The sequence below is a fragment of the Dolichospermum sp. FACHB-1091 genome (assembly GCF_014697585.1).
Lineage (GTDB): Bacteria > Cyanobacteriota > Cyanobacteriia > Cyanobacteriales > Nostocaceae > Dolichospermum.
This window is the reverse complement of sequence record NZ_JACJSB010000015.1, coordinates 78,117-90,048: the sequence shown is the minus strand read 5'-3', so window position 1 is coordinate 90,048 and position 11,932 is coordinate 78,117. Positions and strand designations below refer to the sequence as shown.

The 11,932-nt window shown below is 37.3% G+C and carries 12 protein-coding genes; 4 read left to right on the top strand and 8 right to left on the bottom strand.

Going from position 1 to position 11,932, the window contains the following annotated elements; genetic code table 11:
* Nucleotides 1–16 precede the first annotated feature (16 nt).
* The gene (locus H6G25_RS11500; protein WP_190392595.1) at nt 17–427 is read right to left on the bottom strand and encodes a hypothetical protein; all 411 of its coding nucleotides are present in this window, start codon (nt 425–427) and stop codon (nt 17–19) included.
* Between the two features lie 254 nt (nt 428–681).
* Entirely contained in the window at nt 682–777 is a 96-nt protein-coding gene (gene psaM / locus H6G25_RS11495; protein WP_006196319.1) for a photosystem I reaction center subunit XII, read from the bottom strand.
* 166 nt (nt 778–943) lie between these two features.
* On the opposite strand from psaM, the gene H6G25_RS11490 reads away from it, so the two are divergent.
* The 3 genes from H6G25_RS11490 (at nt 944) to H6G25_RS11480 (ending at nt 4,817) form a co-directional block, all read left to right on the top strand.
* Nucleotides 944–2,194 carry an FGGY-family carbohydrate kinase gene (locus H6G25_RS11490; RefSeq protein WP_190392594.1) on the top strand — a complete coding sequence of 417 codons (1,251 nt, stop codon included), beginning with the start codon at nt 944–946 and terminating at the stop codon, nt 2,192–2,194.
* A gap of 200 nt (nt 2,195–2,394) precedes the next feature.
* Nucleotides 2,395–3,591 carry an RNA-guided endonuclease TnpB family protein gene (locus H6G25_RS11485; RefSeq protein ID WP_190392593.1) on the top strand — a complete coding sequence of 399 codons (1,197 nt, stop codon included), beginning with the start codon at nt 2,395–2,397 and terminating at the stop codon, nt 3,589–3,591.
* Nucleotides 3,592–3,965: 374 nt separating this feature from the next.
* Nucleotides 3,966–4,817, top strand: coding sequence for a universal stress protein (locus H6G25_RS11480; protein ID WP_190392592.1), 852 nt, complete (start codon nt 3,966–3,968; stop codon nt 4,815–4,817).
* 81 nt (nt 4,818–4,898) lie between these two features.
* On the opposite strand, the gene psbM is transcribed toward H6G25_RS11480, so the two are convergent.
* The 5 genes from psbM to pcrA all read right to left on the bottom strand — a co-directional run bounded on the left by psbM (nt 4,899) and on the right by pcrA (nt 9,633).
* Nucleotides 4,899–5,015, bottom strand: a complete 117-nt coding sequence (gene psbM, locus H6G25_RS11475; RefSeq protein ID WP_190392591.1) for a photosystem II reaction center protein PsbM — start codon at nt 5,013–5,015, stop codon at nt 4,899–4,901.
* Nucleotides 5,016–5,293: 278 nt separating this feature from the next.
* The gene (locus H6G25_RS11470; protein WP_190392590.1) at nt 5,294–5,590 is read right to left on the bottom strand and encodes a 2Fe-2S iron-sulfur cluster-binding protein; all 297 of its coding nucleotides are present in this window, start codon (nt 5,588–5,590) and stop codon (nt 5,294–5,296) included.
* 133 nt (nt 5,591–5,723) lie between these two features.
* On the bottom strand, nt 5,724–5,861 hold the full coding sequence (locus H6G25_RS11465) for a photosystem II reaction center protein K (protein WP_006195022.1): 138 nt from the start codon (nt 5,859–5,861) through the stop codon (nt 5,724–5,726).
* A gap of 213 nt (nt 5,862–6,074) precedes the next feature.
* Entirely contained in the window at nt 6,075–7,085 is a 1,011-nt protein-coding gene (locus tag H6G25_RS11460) for an adenosine deaminase (RefSeq protein ID WP_190392589.1), read from the bottom strand.
* A gap of 220 nt (nt 7,086–7,305) precedes the next feature.
* The gene (pcrA, locus tag H6G25_RS11455; protein ID WP_190392588.1) at nt 7,306–9,633 is read right to left on the bottom strand and encodes a DNA helicase PcrA; all 2,328 of its coding nucleotides are present in this window, start codon (nt 9,631–9,633) and stop codon (nt 7,306–7,308) included.
* Nucleotides 9,634–9,893: 260 nt separating this feature from the next.
* On the opposite strand from pcrA, the gene H6G25_RS11450 reads away from it, so the two are divergent.
* A complete protein-coding gene (locus H6G25_RS11450) occupies nt 9,894–10,331 on the top strand; it encodes a CAAD domain-containing protein (protein ID WP_028089695.1) in 438 nt (145 codons plus the stop codon).
* 436 nt (nt 10,332–10,767) lie between these two features.
* Here H6G25_RS11450 and H6G25_RS11445 read toward each other — a convergent pair whose 3' ends face one another.
* The gene (locus H6G25_RS11445; protein ID WP_190392587.1) at nt 10,768–11,898 is read right to left on the bottom strand and encodes a CO2 hydration protein; all 1,131 of its coding nucleotides are present in this window, start codon (nt 11,896–11,898) and stop codon (nt 10,768–10,770) included.
* Between the last annotated feature and the right edge of the window lie 34 nt (nt 11,899–11,932).

Sequence of the window (11,932 nt, the reverse complement as noted above, 5' to 3'; positions counted from 1 at the left end):
TATATTTTCTGCACTTTTATGGAACTGAATCAGATTGTTGCGTTACAGTCTGATCTTGATTCGTCAATATAACTGGACGCTGATTTGCTTGAAATCGGTATGATTTTTGTTGCATAATACTCTTAGCTTGTCCAGGATCAAAATTGCGGCTAAATTCGGTCTGCAAATTCTGGACACGCCCTTCCATGACTTTAACTTCAGTCCGTATTTCCCGTAACTTTTCCTGTTGTAACCAATGATAAGGTAACAATTGTACTAAAGCGGAAACCGCTGCAGCACCAATAACTGTATTAACTACTACTTTAGCTGTAGTTTCCAGTGCCATTACCTGATAAGCGCGTTGGCGTAAATGTCGTTTTGGTCGCGGTACAGTTGGGCGTTGTTCTACTGGCTGTATAGAACGTCTAGATGGTTGAAACGCATTCATGATAGTAACAAAAGGCTTGCATGATTTACGGCAATTACCGTCAAAAGCAAAGAGGTGCTAATTGCGGCTTAATTTAGCTGTCATATTACTTCATTTTTCGCAAATTTAAACAAATGTGAAGATGAAAAAAATATTACCAAGTAAATTGAGGTGCAATTTCCAAAATCCCCCCAGCCTAGAACCAGGAGCATTTAGAAACTACACCTCATCATACTAGGTTTGATAACCGGAAACAGAATTACATTAGTCTGGTACTATTTGTATAACTCTGTAGCTAAACGCCAAGCTAAAATTCCTGGAATTAATGCTACAGCCAAAGCAATGTAAACTTGAGTATCTGAGATAGGCATAATGGAAATCCTCCTAAGTTGAACTTGATTTTCAAGACTCCACTTACTACTTTTCACTGTTTTACCAAAATTAGGAAACATCTTGTAACAAGATGCAACAAAAACCGCGGATTAGTCAGTTGTCAGTTGTCAGTTCCCTATTCCCTGTTCCCTATTCCCTGAATCTATGGCATTATCTCTGGGTATTGACTTTGGCACTTCTGGCGCACGAGGTGTGGTAATTGATCAGGAAGGTCGCATTCTGTCCGAAATGCGCCATCGTTGGCACCTTGGGATTATTGATTGGGTAAAATGTTGGCAAGAGGCTTTGTGGAGTCTATTAGGGCAAATTCCAGAGGTTTTCAGGAAGGAAATAGGGTCAATTGCCATTAATGGCACTTCTTCGACCATTTTACTGACTGACGAGACTGGAAAGCCAGTGGACGCGCCTATATTGTATAACGACAATCGGGGATCTGTGGCTTTAGAACGGTTGAGCGGAATTGCACCCCCTAATCATACTGTGCTAAGTGCAACATCAAGTCTAGCGAAACTACTCTGGATGCAAGAATTACCTTCTTTTGTAAATGCTAGATATTTACTGCATCAAGCCGATTGGTTGGGTTTTCTGCTGCATGGAAAGTTAGGTATTAGCGACTACCATAACGCCTTAAAACTGGGTTATGATGTGGAAAAATTGCAATATCCAGAATGGTTAGAACAGCTACAAATTCCCCTCCATTTACCCCAAGTCTTCCCACCAGGAATACCTATTGGTGAATTACTTCCACAGATAGCCGCTGAATTTGGCTTTAAAGCCCATTGTTTGGTGGTTGCAGGTACGACAGACAGTATTGCAGCTTTTCTAGCCAGTGGAGCTAAATTTCCGGGGGAAGCGGTAACTTCACTGGGGTCAACCTTGGTATTGAAACTTTTAAGCCGCCATAGAATAGAAGATGCGCGATATGGAATTTATAGCCATCGTTTAGGCGATTTGTGGTTAACTGGGGGTGCTTCTAATACAGGTGGTGCTGTTTTAAAGAAATTCTTCAGTGATGTTGAGTTGGTGAGGTTAAGTGCCAAAATTAATCCAACTCAAGCCAGTATGTTAGATTATTATCCATTATTAAAACCAGGCGATCGCTTTCCTATTAATGATCCCCAATTATTGCCAAAACTAGAACCACGTCCAGATCAACCCCATGAATTTCTCCACGGTTTACTGGAAAGTATGGCTAAAATAGAATCGAGAGGATATGAACTACTGCAAAATCTAGGGGCGGATTCATTAACTCATGTTTATACAGCCGGTGGTGGCGCTGCTAATTCTACCTGGACTGCTATTCGTCAACGTTATTTAAAAGTACCTATTGTTTCATCAAAAAATACGGAGGCAGCCTATGGAACTGCACTTTTAGCAAGAGGAGAAAATCAGTAAAGTCCTTTATCAGAAAACGCCGTAATACCCCATACCTCTACAGGGTGGGGATGTAAGGCCGGTAAAAATTAAACACCCTCGCAGCGATATTAAGCGCAGCTTAATCGTGAGAAAGGGTAGTTTCATTTTTACCAATCTTAGGGATTGACTAATTTCCTAAAGTGTATTACACTTAAAACAGGTCGAATTAGTAATAAAAAATGATTGTTTTTGAATTTAAAGCCAAAGGCACAAAGCAGCAATATCAAAAAATTGATGAAGCTATACGGATAACCCAATTCATCCGTAATAAGTGCTTGCGCTTTTGGATGGACAATCAAAATGTTAAATATTACGACCTGAATAAATACACTGCGGTCTTAGCTAATGAATTTGATTTTGCAGATAAATTAAATTCCATGGCTAGACAAGCAGCAGCAGAAAGAACTGCTTTTGCAATTAAAAGATTTTTTGATAATTGTAAAGCAAAAGTTCCAGGTAAGAAGGGTTATCCCAGATTTCAAAAAAATAACCGTTCAGTTGAATATAAGACAAGTGGATGGAAACTTTTAGATTACCGAAAACACATTACTTTCATAGACAAATGTGGAATTGGTCAGTTAAAATTAATTGGAACTTGGGATTTACATTTTTACCAAATTAAGCAAATAAAGAGAGTTAGGATAGTTAAACGTTCTGACGGTTACTATATCCAGTTTTGTGTAGATGCAGAACGGAATATTGACATCAATGCCACAGGTAAAACCGTTGGTTTAGATGTTGGTCTTAACAGTTTCTACACTAATTCTCAAGGGGATAAAATTGATAATCCCAGGTATTTGCGGAAATCAGAAAAATCTTTAAAACGATTACACAAAAAAGTTAGTCGTAAAAATAAAGGTTCTAATAATCGCAAAAAAGCTATTAACCGTCTTGGTAGAAAACACTTGCAAGTATCACGTCAACGTAAAGACTTTGCTGTGAAAACAGCATTGTGCGTGGTTAAATCTAACGATTTAGTGGCCTTTGAAAAACTGCAAGTGAGAAACATGGTTAAGAATAGCAAATTAGCCAAATCAATTAGTGATGCGGGATGGTCATTGTTTACTCAATGGTTAGAATATTTTGGTAAAGTCTATGGTCGTGTAATTGTATCAGTTGCACCACAATATACTTCTCAAAACTGTTCTAATTGTGGAGAAATAGTTAGAAAATCCCTATCAGTTAGAACTCATGTTTGTAAATGTGGGTGCATACTTGACCGTGACCACAATGCTGCAATTAACATCCTAACTAAAGCACTAAGACAAACTGGCTATGATTTAAGTACGGTGGGGCGCACCGAAACTTCTAACGCTTGTGGAGAGATTACCCGCTGCTCAGACTTGGTAACAAGTTTGAGTAAGGTTGCTCATTGAAACAAGAATCCCCGTCCCTCTATAGGGCGGGGAGCGTCAAGCCTAAATGCCTAAATATTTAGGGCTTGCTGAATAACAGTATAGGGTTTCAGGTTTTTTGATTGTCAAAAAGTGCCGGGTTTTGGCTGATGATGTCTCAAAATAGATGCATTGTTCTGTGTTGGATTTGGAAAATTGAGGATATCCAGATAGCTGAAACTGTTCCCTGTTCATTGTTAAGATTTCCCTAGCTTCACAGACAACTTATTCAGCAACCCATACTTAACTTGGTTGTTCAGCATATCAGAAAAAATATTCTGATAGCCTGCGTAGCGTGGCCATGGCTGAATACTAGCATTAAAAACCACAAAAACCCTCACGACAAAGAAGTAACCATGATCCAAAAAATTTTGCTGGCTGTCTCTGGCTTGGGACACGCGGAAGAAATGCTCAAGAACATGAAAGAAATGCCTTCATTACGAGGTGCGAAGGTAACGGTTCTTCATGTTGTTACTCCACAAAGCACTGCTGCTGTAATGACCGATAAATGGGAAGAAGGGGGCAAAATTCTCGCTAAGGCTATACAGTACTTAAACTTAGATCCAAGTCAGGTTTCTTCTATTTTACGTCAAGGTGATCCCAAAAGTGTAGTTTGTCAAGTCGCTGATGAGATGGATGCTGATTTGATTATTATGGGATCTAGAGGTCTAAAGCGGTTACAATCAATTTTATCTAATTCCGTCAGTCAGTACGTTTTTCAATTGTCCTCCCGTCCTATGTTGCTGGTGAAAGATGACATTTATGTCAAAAGTATTAAGCGTGTTATGGTGGCAATGGATAATTCTGAAGCTGCTAAAAATTGTTTAAATTTAGCTTTGTTTCTCCTCCGAGGTGTTGTGGGTGGACAATTAATTTTAGCTAACATCAATACAGATTTAGGCGGAAAATTATCAGGTATTACCGATCTTAAACCAGAAAGAAGTTCTGTGTTGGGAATGGCTGTAGCAGAAGCGGAAAAGCAAGTTGTAGCAGTGCGTTGTGTTACCAGCAGCGGTAAACCGGGGGAAGAAATTTGTCGTTTAGCTAGTGAGTTGAATGTAGACTTATTATTGATCGGTTCTCCAGACCGTCGGCCATCTATTGCTAAGAGTTTTGTTGATTTAGATCGGTTGATAGGTGCCTCTTTATCTGATTATGTTCGTGTTAATGCCACCTGTCCAGTCCTCTTATCACGAACTGCTGCTTAATCTCTAAGAAGAATTAGTAGGTGATAAATAAAACCCCCTATACTATATAGCATAGGGGGTTTTCATCTTATAGTCCAAGTATTAACTATCTTTTTTACCTTGGCTACTGGCAGTTTGGATGTAAAGCATGATTAAAAACACGGCGGGTACTAATACGAACAAAATGCTCGCTACGAAACCCAAATCATTAACTTGCATGGCAAGATAGCCTTTTGTGTAATTTCCAGTTAACTACTTTAGAATAGCATCAGATGACAAAATGAAGCTAAATTTTTGTAACTCCTTGACTAAACAAGTGATCGTGAAGTAGTCGTATAAAATAAATTTCATATTGAGAACGGGAAACAAGGAATTAAACCCAGACAAGGGCGGATAAATACAGATAAATTTCTACTTTTTTAATAACAGTTAATAAATTTAAACTCACTTAAGTGAGTTTAAATTTTAGAAAATTTGTTTCTACTCCCAAAATTCAGTTATGGTTTAGTGATGACGCTAACAGGTCCGTTAACTAGGGTTTGACAGGCTAGACGGTAATTATCAGGCTTGTTTTTGAATTTGCGTTGTTCTAAATCTGTGCGGGGAGAAAGGTTTTCTAGTCCTTCGCTAATTTGGACAACACAAGTGCTACATTGTCCAGAGCCGCCACAATTAGTGATTTTACTGAGGAATGTATAAATATCAATCCCATTTTCTACTGCTTTGAGTCGGAGATTAGCGCCGTCTGCGGCCACTATTTCTTTATTCTCTTTAACAAATTTGATGTTTCCCATCGTAGATTCCTGGTGATTTAGTATGCAACTGGATTAATTATATTGATTTATTGCAAAATATTAAGAATTATTAATTTTATCAAAAAAATAGGACAGGCATGAGTCACCTGTCCAAATAATAGGAGATGGTAGGTTATCTGAAACCGACTGCTGCTTGCCAAACAAATGCAAGTAACAAGAAGAAAACAGGAATAACGGGTAAAACATCTACCAAGGGGTCGAAGATTTGGTAAGCTTCAGGCAGTTTTGCTAGTAATAGTGCTGCTTCCATCTTTGTTTAAATCCACCTAATAATCAAATACAGCTTTATATGCGAGATGTATTTTAACATGGTTTGGCAATCCAATTTTGGATTTTGGGTGTTGTTGAAGTAGGACTTACCCAGGGGTCAGGGAAATAACCGTTTTTTGAGAGAGTCTGTTACTTGAATCCCTTTACCTATAATACTTTGACACCTTCAAGTCCAACAGTTCAACAACTTGGATTACTTCAACAACCCAGTTAACAAAGACGCGGGACCTTGACTGTGAGGCCAAGCAAAAGCATGACGGAAAGCTGCATCTTGACAAGCTTGTAACTGCTGAAAATTAATAATGTCGTAAGTCAAAAGATTTTCATATTCAAAGGGTAGACGCATATTATGCAATCCCGCATTATCCGTACAAATAGCGATATCAACTTCGGCTGCAAAACATCGGTCAAAAACTAATTTTAGCTGACGGATATCCTGTAAAGTGCCTGTTTTTAAATAAGTTGTGGGACAAACTTCTAAACATTGTCCTCTTTTACCAATCTCTGGAAGTAGTTCAGGATACAATATAGGAATCTGAATGCCATGACCGATTCGCATTAAATAAGGTAATAATTCTGGATAACAACCGTCCTTGGTTTCATAAAGATGCCCTGTGGTGTTAATACCCAAAGAATGAGCATAATTATATAAATTTATCCATTCTTCCATCCTTTCGCCATAACAGCGATCGCCTCCTGCTATATCTATCCCACAGACATATTCTCTATTTTGTGCTGCTAAATCAATAATTGCCTGATTTACCTCAAAAGGTAAACGGGAGTGCATACAGAGAATTTGACTGGTAACAATGGGATATTCGGGGACATGACTGGATTTACCCACAATATCCACAATTTCTGCCATTTTATCAATTCTCTGAATTTGATTCAAATGTTCAGGAGTTCGTAAATAGGGCGTATAACGTAATTCTAAATAAGCCAAATTCTCAAAAATATAAGCCCCGCGTAATAAGCGGTAAATAAAGTAGGGTAAAGTTTCCACCGTTTGTACACTTTCTACCAGAGTATGTAGTTCTAGATACTCATCCAAGTTGTTGCGGGGACGGGTGTAAAAATCTTCAAATTCTGCGTATTCCGTAAAGGAAGAAATCAACTCGGTATTATGACGCTGGAAATATCGCCATAGTACACGAGGTACAACTGAACCACCTAGATGCCGATGCAATTCTGCGTATAAAGCCATAGTGGTATTTTGCTGGAAAAACTTTGTTAAGTCTAACAAAAACTGAGAAAAACGACACCATCTTGGATATAAAAAGATCAAGATCAACTAGAGAATAACGAATCACTCCAGGTACAGAAGTCCTGAATAAATAAGGGTTGGAGAGGTATTTTGCATAGATCCTAACTTTGTCTGGATCACACCATCTTTTTACCCTATTAGTGTTACCTAACCGTTACCATTAGACTTTCTGTAACTGTGCTACTCTAGGGTCTATAATTTTCTGTCCTAAACTAGCAAATTGAATGGCTACGGAAACTTTATTTCCTTCTCCAAAAACGTGAGTAACTTTACCAATGCCAAAAGTTTTATGTAATACATTATCACCGACCTGCCAAGCTTGAGAATTGCTTTGTTTATTAGGGTTTGCTGATGATGTCTTAGTAACAATACGGGTAACTTTATTCTGTGTAGTTAATAACTCTGCTGGTAATTCGTCTAAAAATTGCGATCGCATAGCCGGTTCTCTAGTACCATATAAACGGCGTTCTCTAGCATGGGATAGGAATAGACGTTCTTGAGCGCGGGTGATACCTACATAACACAATCTACGTTCTTCTTCTAATAAGGATGGGTCCTGTAATGAACGATAACCCGGAAATAATCCCTGTTCTAATCCAACTAGAAAGACTACGGGAAATTCCAAACCCTTAGAAGCGTGTAAGGTCATTAGAGAAACTGCTGTTTGTCCCTCTTTTAAATTATCTAAATCGGAACTGAGCGCAGCACTTTGTAAAAACGCTTGCAAGGAAATATCTTCGCCTTCATTTTCCTCTTGAAATTGCAACATGGCGTTATATAATTCATTAACGTTGCTAATTCTGTTATCAGCTTCGTCTGTACCTTGATCTTGCAATTCTTTGATATAACCAGAATCTTCTAAAATCCCTTGTAATATCTCTGAACCGGGAATAATTGCGATTTGTGCTTGACGATTTTGAATCATTGCAGCAAAATTATTCACAGCTTTTGCTGAACGTCCTGCTAAAGTATTAACTGATGTTTCATCACTAATTATTTCCCATAATGTTATTCCTAATTGCTGGGAAGCATTTACTAAAGCGTCCATAGTAGCTTTACCAATTCCCCTACGAGGTGTATTAATGACTCGCAATAAACTAACAGTATCCGCTGGGTTATTAATAGCTCTTAAATATGCAACAGCATCTTTAATTTCTTTCCGGTCATAAAACTTCATTCCTCCCACAACCGTATAAGGAATTTGATATTTAACTAATAGTTCTTCAAAAGGTCGAGATTGAGCATTAGTTCTATATAAAATTGCAAAAGCACCCCAATTTAATTCCGGGTTTTGATTTTCTAAACTGCGAATTTGGTCAATAACAAAAGCTGCTTCGGCCATTTCTTCCTCAGCTTTATGAAAACAAATTGCTTCCCCCGGTTGTCTTGTGGCCTTGAGAATTTTATCAATGCGTTGGGTGTTATTTTCAATTAATTCATTAGCAGCTTGGAGAATGTTTTCACAAGAGCGATAATTTTCTTCTAATTTTACCATAGAACGGGTATCATCATCTGCTAAACCATCGCCAAAATTCTCCTGAAATTCTAGTAAAATCGTAAAATCTGCCATTCTAAAACTGTAAATTGACTGGTCAGCATCTCCGACAACAAATACAGAACGATTTTCCCATTTCCATTCACTTTTACGTTTTTCCCCATTGGTAACTAAAAGCTGAATTAAATCATATTGAGTCCGGTTAGTATCTTGATATTCATCAACTAAAATATGACAGAATTTGCGATACCAATAACCTAAAACCTGCTCATTTTGTTGAAATAATCTAGTAGGAATTAAAATCAAATCATCAAAATCTAAAGCATTATTTTGAGCCAGTTTATCTTGATAGCGGTTATAAACATCAGCAATTACCCTCCCGCGATAATTTGGCTGTTCACTTTCAAATTCTCTAGGGGAAAATCCCTGATTTTTAGCATTACTAATAGCGTAACGCACAGACTTAGGTTCAAATTTCTTACTATCTAAATTTAAATCTTTAGTCACAATTTCTTTAATCACACTTTGTACATCAGATTCATCAAAAATAGAAAAGTTTTTTTCCCATTTTCTCCCTTTTTCATCTTGATATTTCTCAATATCATAACGAAGAATCCGAGAAAACAAACTATGAAAAGTTCCACACCACATATCTTTAATAGTAGTGCGGTAAACTTGTGATTTAATCAAAGTTTGTTCATATTCCGTTAGTAAATCAAACTTTTTATCATGTTTTGTTATCGCTAATTGTTCAGCAAATATCCTTTGAATTCTTTCCTTCATTTCCCTTGCGGCTTTATTAGTAAATGTCACCGCGAGGATATTTTCAGGATTAACACGGTGTTGTAGAATCAAGTTAGCAATACGGTAGGTAAGCGCACGGGTTTTACCCGAACCAGCACCAGCAACTACTAACAACGGACCGCAATAGTGTTCTACGGCTTGACGTTGACTAGGGTTAAGGTGATTAAGAAAATCAATACTTGTTATCATGAAATATAAAGACAATGAGGAGTATAATTTATGATTATTGCACTTTTAGAGGGAGTCTTGTTTCTTGCCTATCCCCTAACTAGTAACACAAATGGCTAGATTTTGAACAAATTTTTGTCATACTTATCAATGAGTCTAGATAAGATAAACCAATAATCTCTGATTTCTCATGCTTATTAGTGGAAGAATTGTCAATTAACAGCCTTTTGGTTGTAAATGTCTAGGTAAAAAACTCAACGATCAAAATCATGGAAATAAAAATGCAAGAACCAGAATACCAAGAAACCCAGTCCAAAGAAACAACTACCCCCCAAATTAACACCCAAACTGGAAATCTTACCAAACTTCAGCCCCCTATGCAGCCTCAAGAACAATGGCTCAAATATGGACAGCAAGTTTCTGGTTTTCTTGGTACATTACCAGATTATGTAGGTAAGTTCTTTGGTCAATATCAGCAGCCTATAGTTAGTATTGGTTTAGTAGTGACATCTGTAGTCGCAGTTAAGGTGCTATTGGCCGTACTAGATGCTCTTAATGATATTCCTTTAGTAGCGCCCAGCTTTGAATTAATTGGTATTGGTTACTCTGTGTGGTTTATCTATCGCTATTTACTCAAAGCTTCCAGCAGACAGGAGTTGTCTAGTGAAATTACTACCCTCAAATCTCAAGTTGTCGGTAAAAAAACTTCTGAATCTTAACTAACAAATTTAGACAAATTTAGATACCCGAATTATTAAAGAATTCGGGTATCTTTTTAATTAACTGCCTCAAGTATAACATGGTAATATAGATATGTAGGATGTTAAATACAGGACTTACGCAAAATATTCCTCAAACCCTGATTTCTCTGTGTTCTCTGTGCCTGGAGTGGTTCGTTATTCAGTGACTCGTGCGTAAGTCCTAAAATAGTAGAGTTGTTAGTGATAGCGTGACCCACACCATTTCAAGTGATTTACATGGTGATAAAATCCCTTTTTCATCCTGTATATCCTGATTCTGACAGTGAGTATATTGACTGTAATGTAAAAGTATAAATTTTACTAGAGTCTCTTGTGTGACATTTTTTATTTGTAATTAACACATTGATATCAAAGATAGAGTCAAACCAGTTGTGAATAGTCTACCGATATTACCCTATTTATTTACTTCTAATAACCGGGAGTTTTCTAATCTTGACAGCCACTTTTCTAAATAAACTTGAATGGCTTTTTTTTCAGATGGATCTTGAGTATCTAATGGATAAGGTAAAAGTCCTAAAATTGCGGCCGTGGTGACGCAAAACATGGATTTTTGGAAACTCATACAAATTTGTACTCGTAAATCATCTTCACTCCTGAGACTGCGACGATAAATACTATGTAAATATTCTGGCAAATAATGACGCATATCCTGCATTAATAAAGTTGGCGGAATCCCTGCACCACCAATAGGTAAAGGATCGGCGTATAATGCACCATATTGGAATCGAGATTGATCTGGAGGAACTTGATATGCTTGGGCGTTTAAAGACACTGTTCCTAAAAATGGTGTTCCTCTAAAAAATACTGCTTCTACATAGGGAATTGCGGTATCTGCAAGGAAGGTTAAACCAACTGATTTAGGAATAATATCATAGACTTTCTTGCCAATTTTGACACTGTATGTAATTGGTTTAATTGCATCTGCAACTAAAGCCAGTTTAATATGTTCTACAACTTGGGGAATAGATTTAATTTCGCCGTTGTCATAGCGGTCTGATAAATTCAGAAACATATCAGCCATAACTCGCCAAAATTGACCTAAACCAGTGTAATAAGCTGAAACTCGTAACTGTTCTGTTAAAAATTCAGGAAATAGTTGATTTAATCCCAACAGCAGGGGATTATATTTAAATTTAGCAGCAATAACGGTTTTTGCTCTATCTTGAAATTCCTGAGTATCTAAATATGCGTCTAAACCGCCTCCACCATGCCACATCATGGTTTTCATGCAATATTCAGCATATTCAAAATTAATCCGATCATGCCATAAATGACGGATTAATTTAGCTAAAGAAACATCACCATCAAAATATTTAAAGAAGGGAAAAAACACTAAAAATTGATGTTCAGCGATGTAAATGAGGTTTTTAGAATAGGCATCTAAAACTATACCATAACTTTTGAGAATGCCAACAACTTCTAAAACGTTTTCGGGGCTATCTTTGAGTAATGCACCACCATTTTGTAAGCGTTGAAGATACTCAGCTAGGGGGTTGTAAGCGGGCTTTTTTTCAGTTTTCATCATTAGTGTTTCTTCTGTAATTGAATTAGAAATCAAA

Excerpts from the sequence above, each read along its gene's own strand:
- H6G25_RS11500 (WP_190392595.1), bottom strand. The coding sequence starts at position 427 with ATGAATGCGTTTCAACCATCTAGACGTTCTATACAGCCAGTAGAACAA.
- psaM (WP_006196319.1), bottom strand. The coding sequence starts at position 777 with ATGCCTATCTCAGATACTCAAGTTTACATTGCTTTGGCTGTAGCATTA.
- H6G25_RS11490 (WP_190392594.1), top strand. The coding sequence starts at position 944 with ATGGCATTATCTCTGGGTATTGACTTTGGCACTTCTGGCGCACGAGGT.
- H6G25_RS11485 (WP_190392593.1), top strand. The coding sequence starts at position 2,395 with ATGATTGTTTTTGAATTTAAAGCCAAAGGCACAAAGCAGCAATATCAA.
- H6G25_RS11480 (WP_190392592.1), top strand. The coding sequence starts at position 3,966 with ATGATCCAAAAAATTTTGCTGGCTGTCTCTGGCTTGGGACACGCGGAA.
- psbM (WP_190392591.1), bottom strand. The coding sequence starts at position 5,015 with ATGCAAGTTAATGATTTGGGTTTCGTAGCGAGCATTTTGTTCGTATTA.
- H6G25_RS11470 (WP_190392590.1), bottom strand. The coding sequence starts at position 5,590 with ATGGGAAACATCAAATTTGTTAAAGAGAATAAAGAAATAGTGGCCGCA.
- H6G25_RS11465 (WP_006195022.1), bottom strand. The coding sequence starts at position 5,861 with ATGGAAGCAGCACTATTACTAGCAAAACTGCCTGAAGCTTACCAAATC.
- H6G25_RS11460 (WP_190392589.1), bottom strand. The coding sequence starts at position 7,085 with ATGGCTTTATACGCAGAATTGCATCGGCATCTAGGTGGTTCAGTTGTA.
- pcrA (WP_190392588.1), bottom strand. The coding sequence starts at position 9,633 with ATGATAACAAGTATTGATTTTCTTAATCACCTTAACCCTAGTCAACGT.
- H6G25_RS11450 (WP_028089695.1), top strand. The coding sequence starts at position 9,894 with ATGCAAGAACCAGAATACCAAGAAACCCAGTCCAAAGAAACAACTACC.
- H6G25_RS11445 (WP_190392587.1), bottom strand. The coding sequence starts at position 11,898 with ATGATGAAAACTGAAAAAAAGCCCGCTTACAACCCCCTAGCTGAGTAT.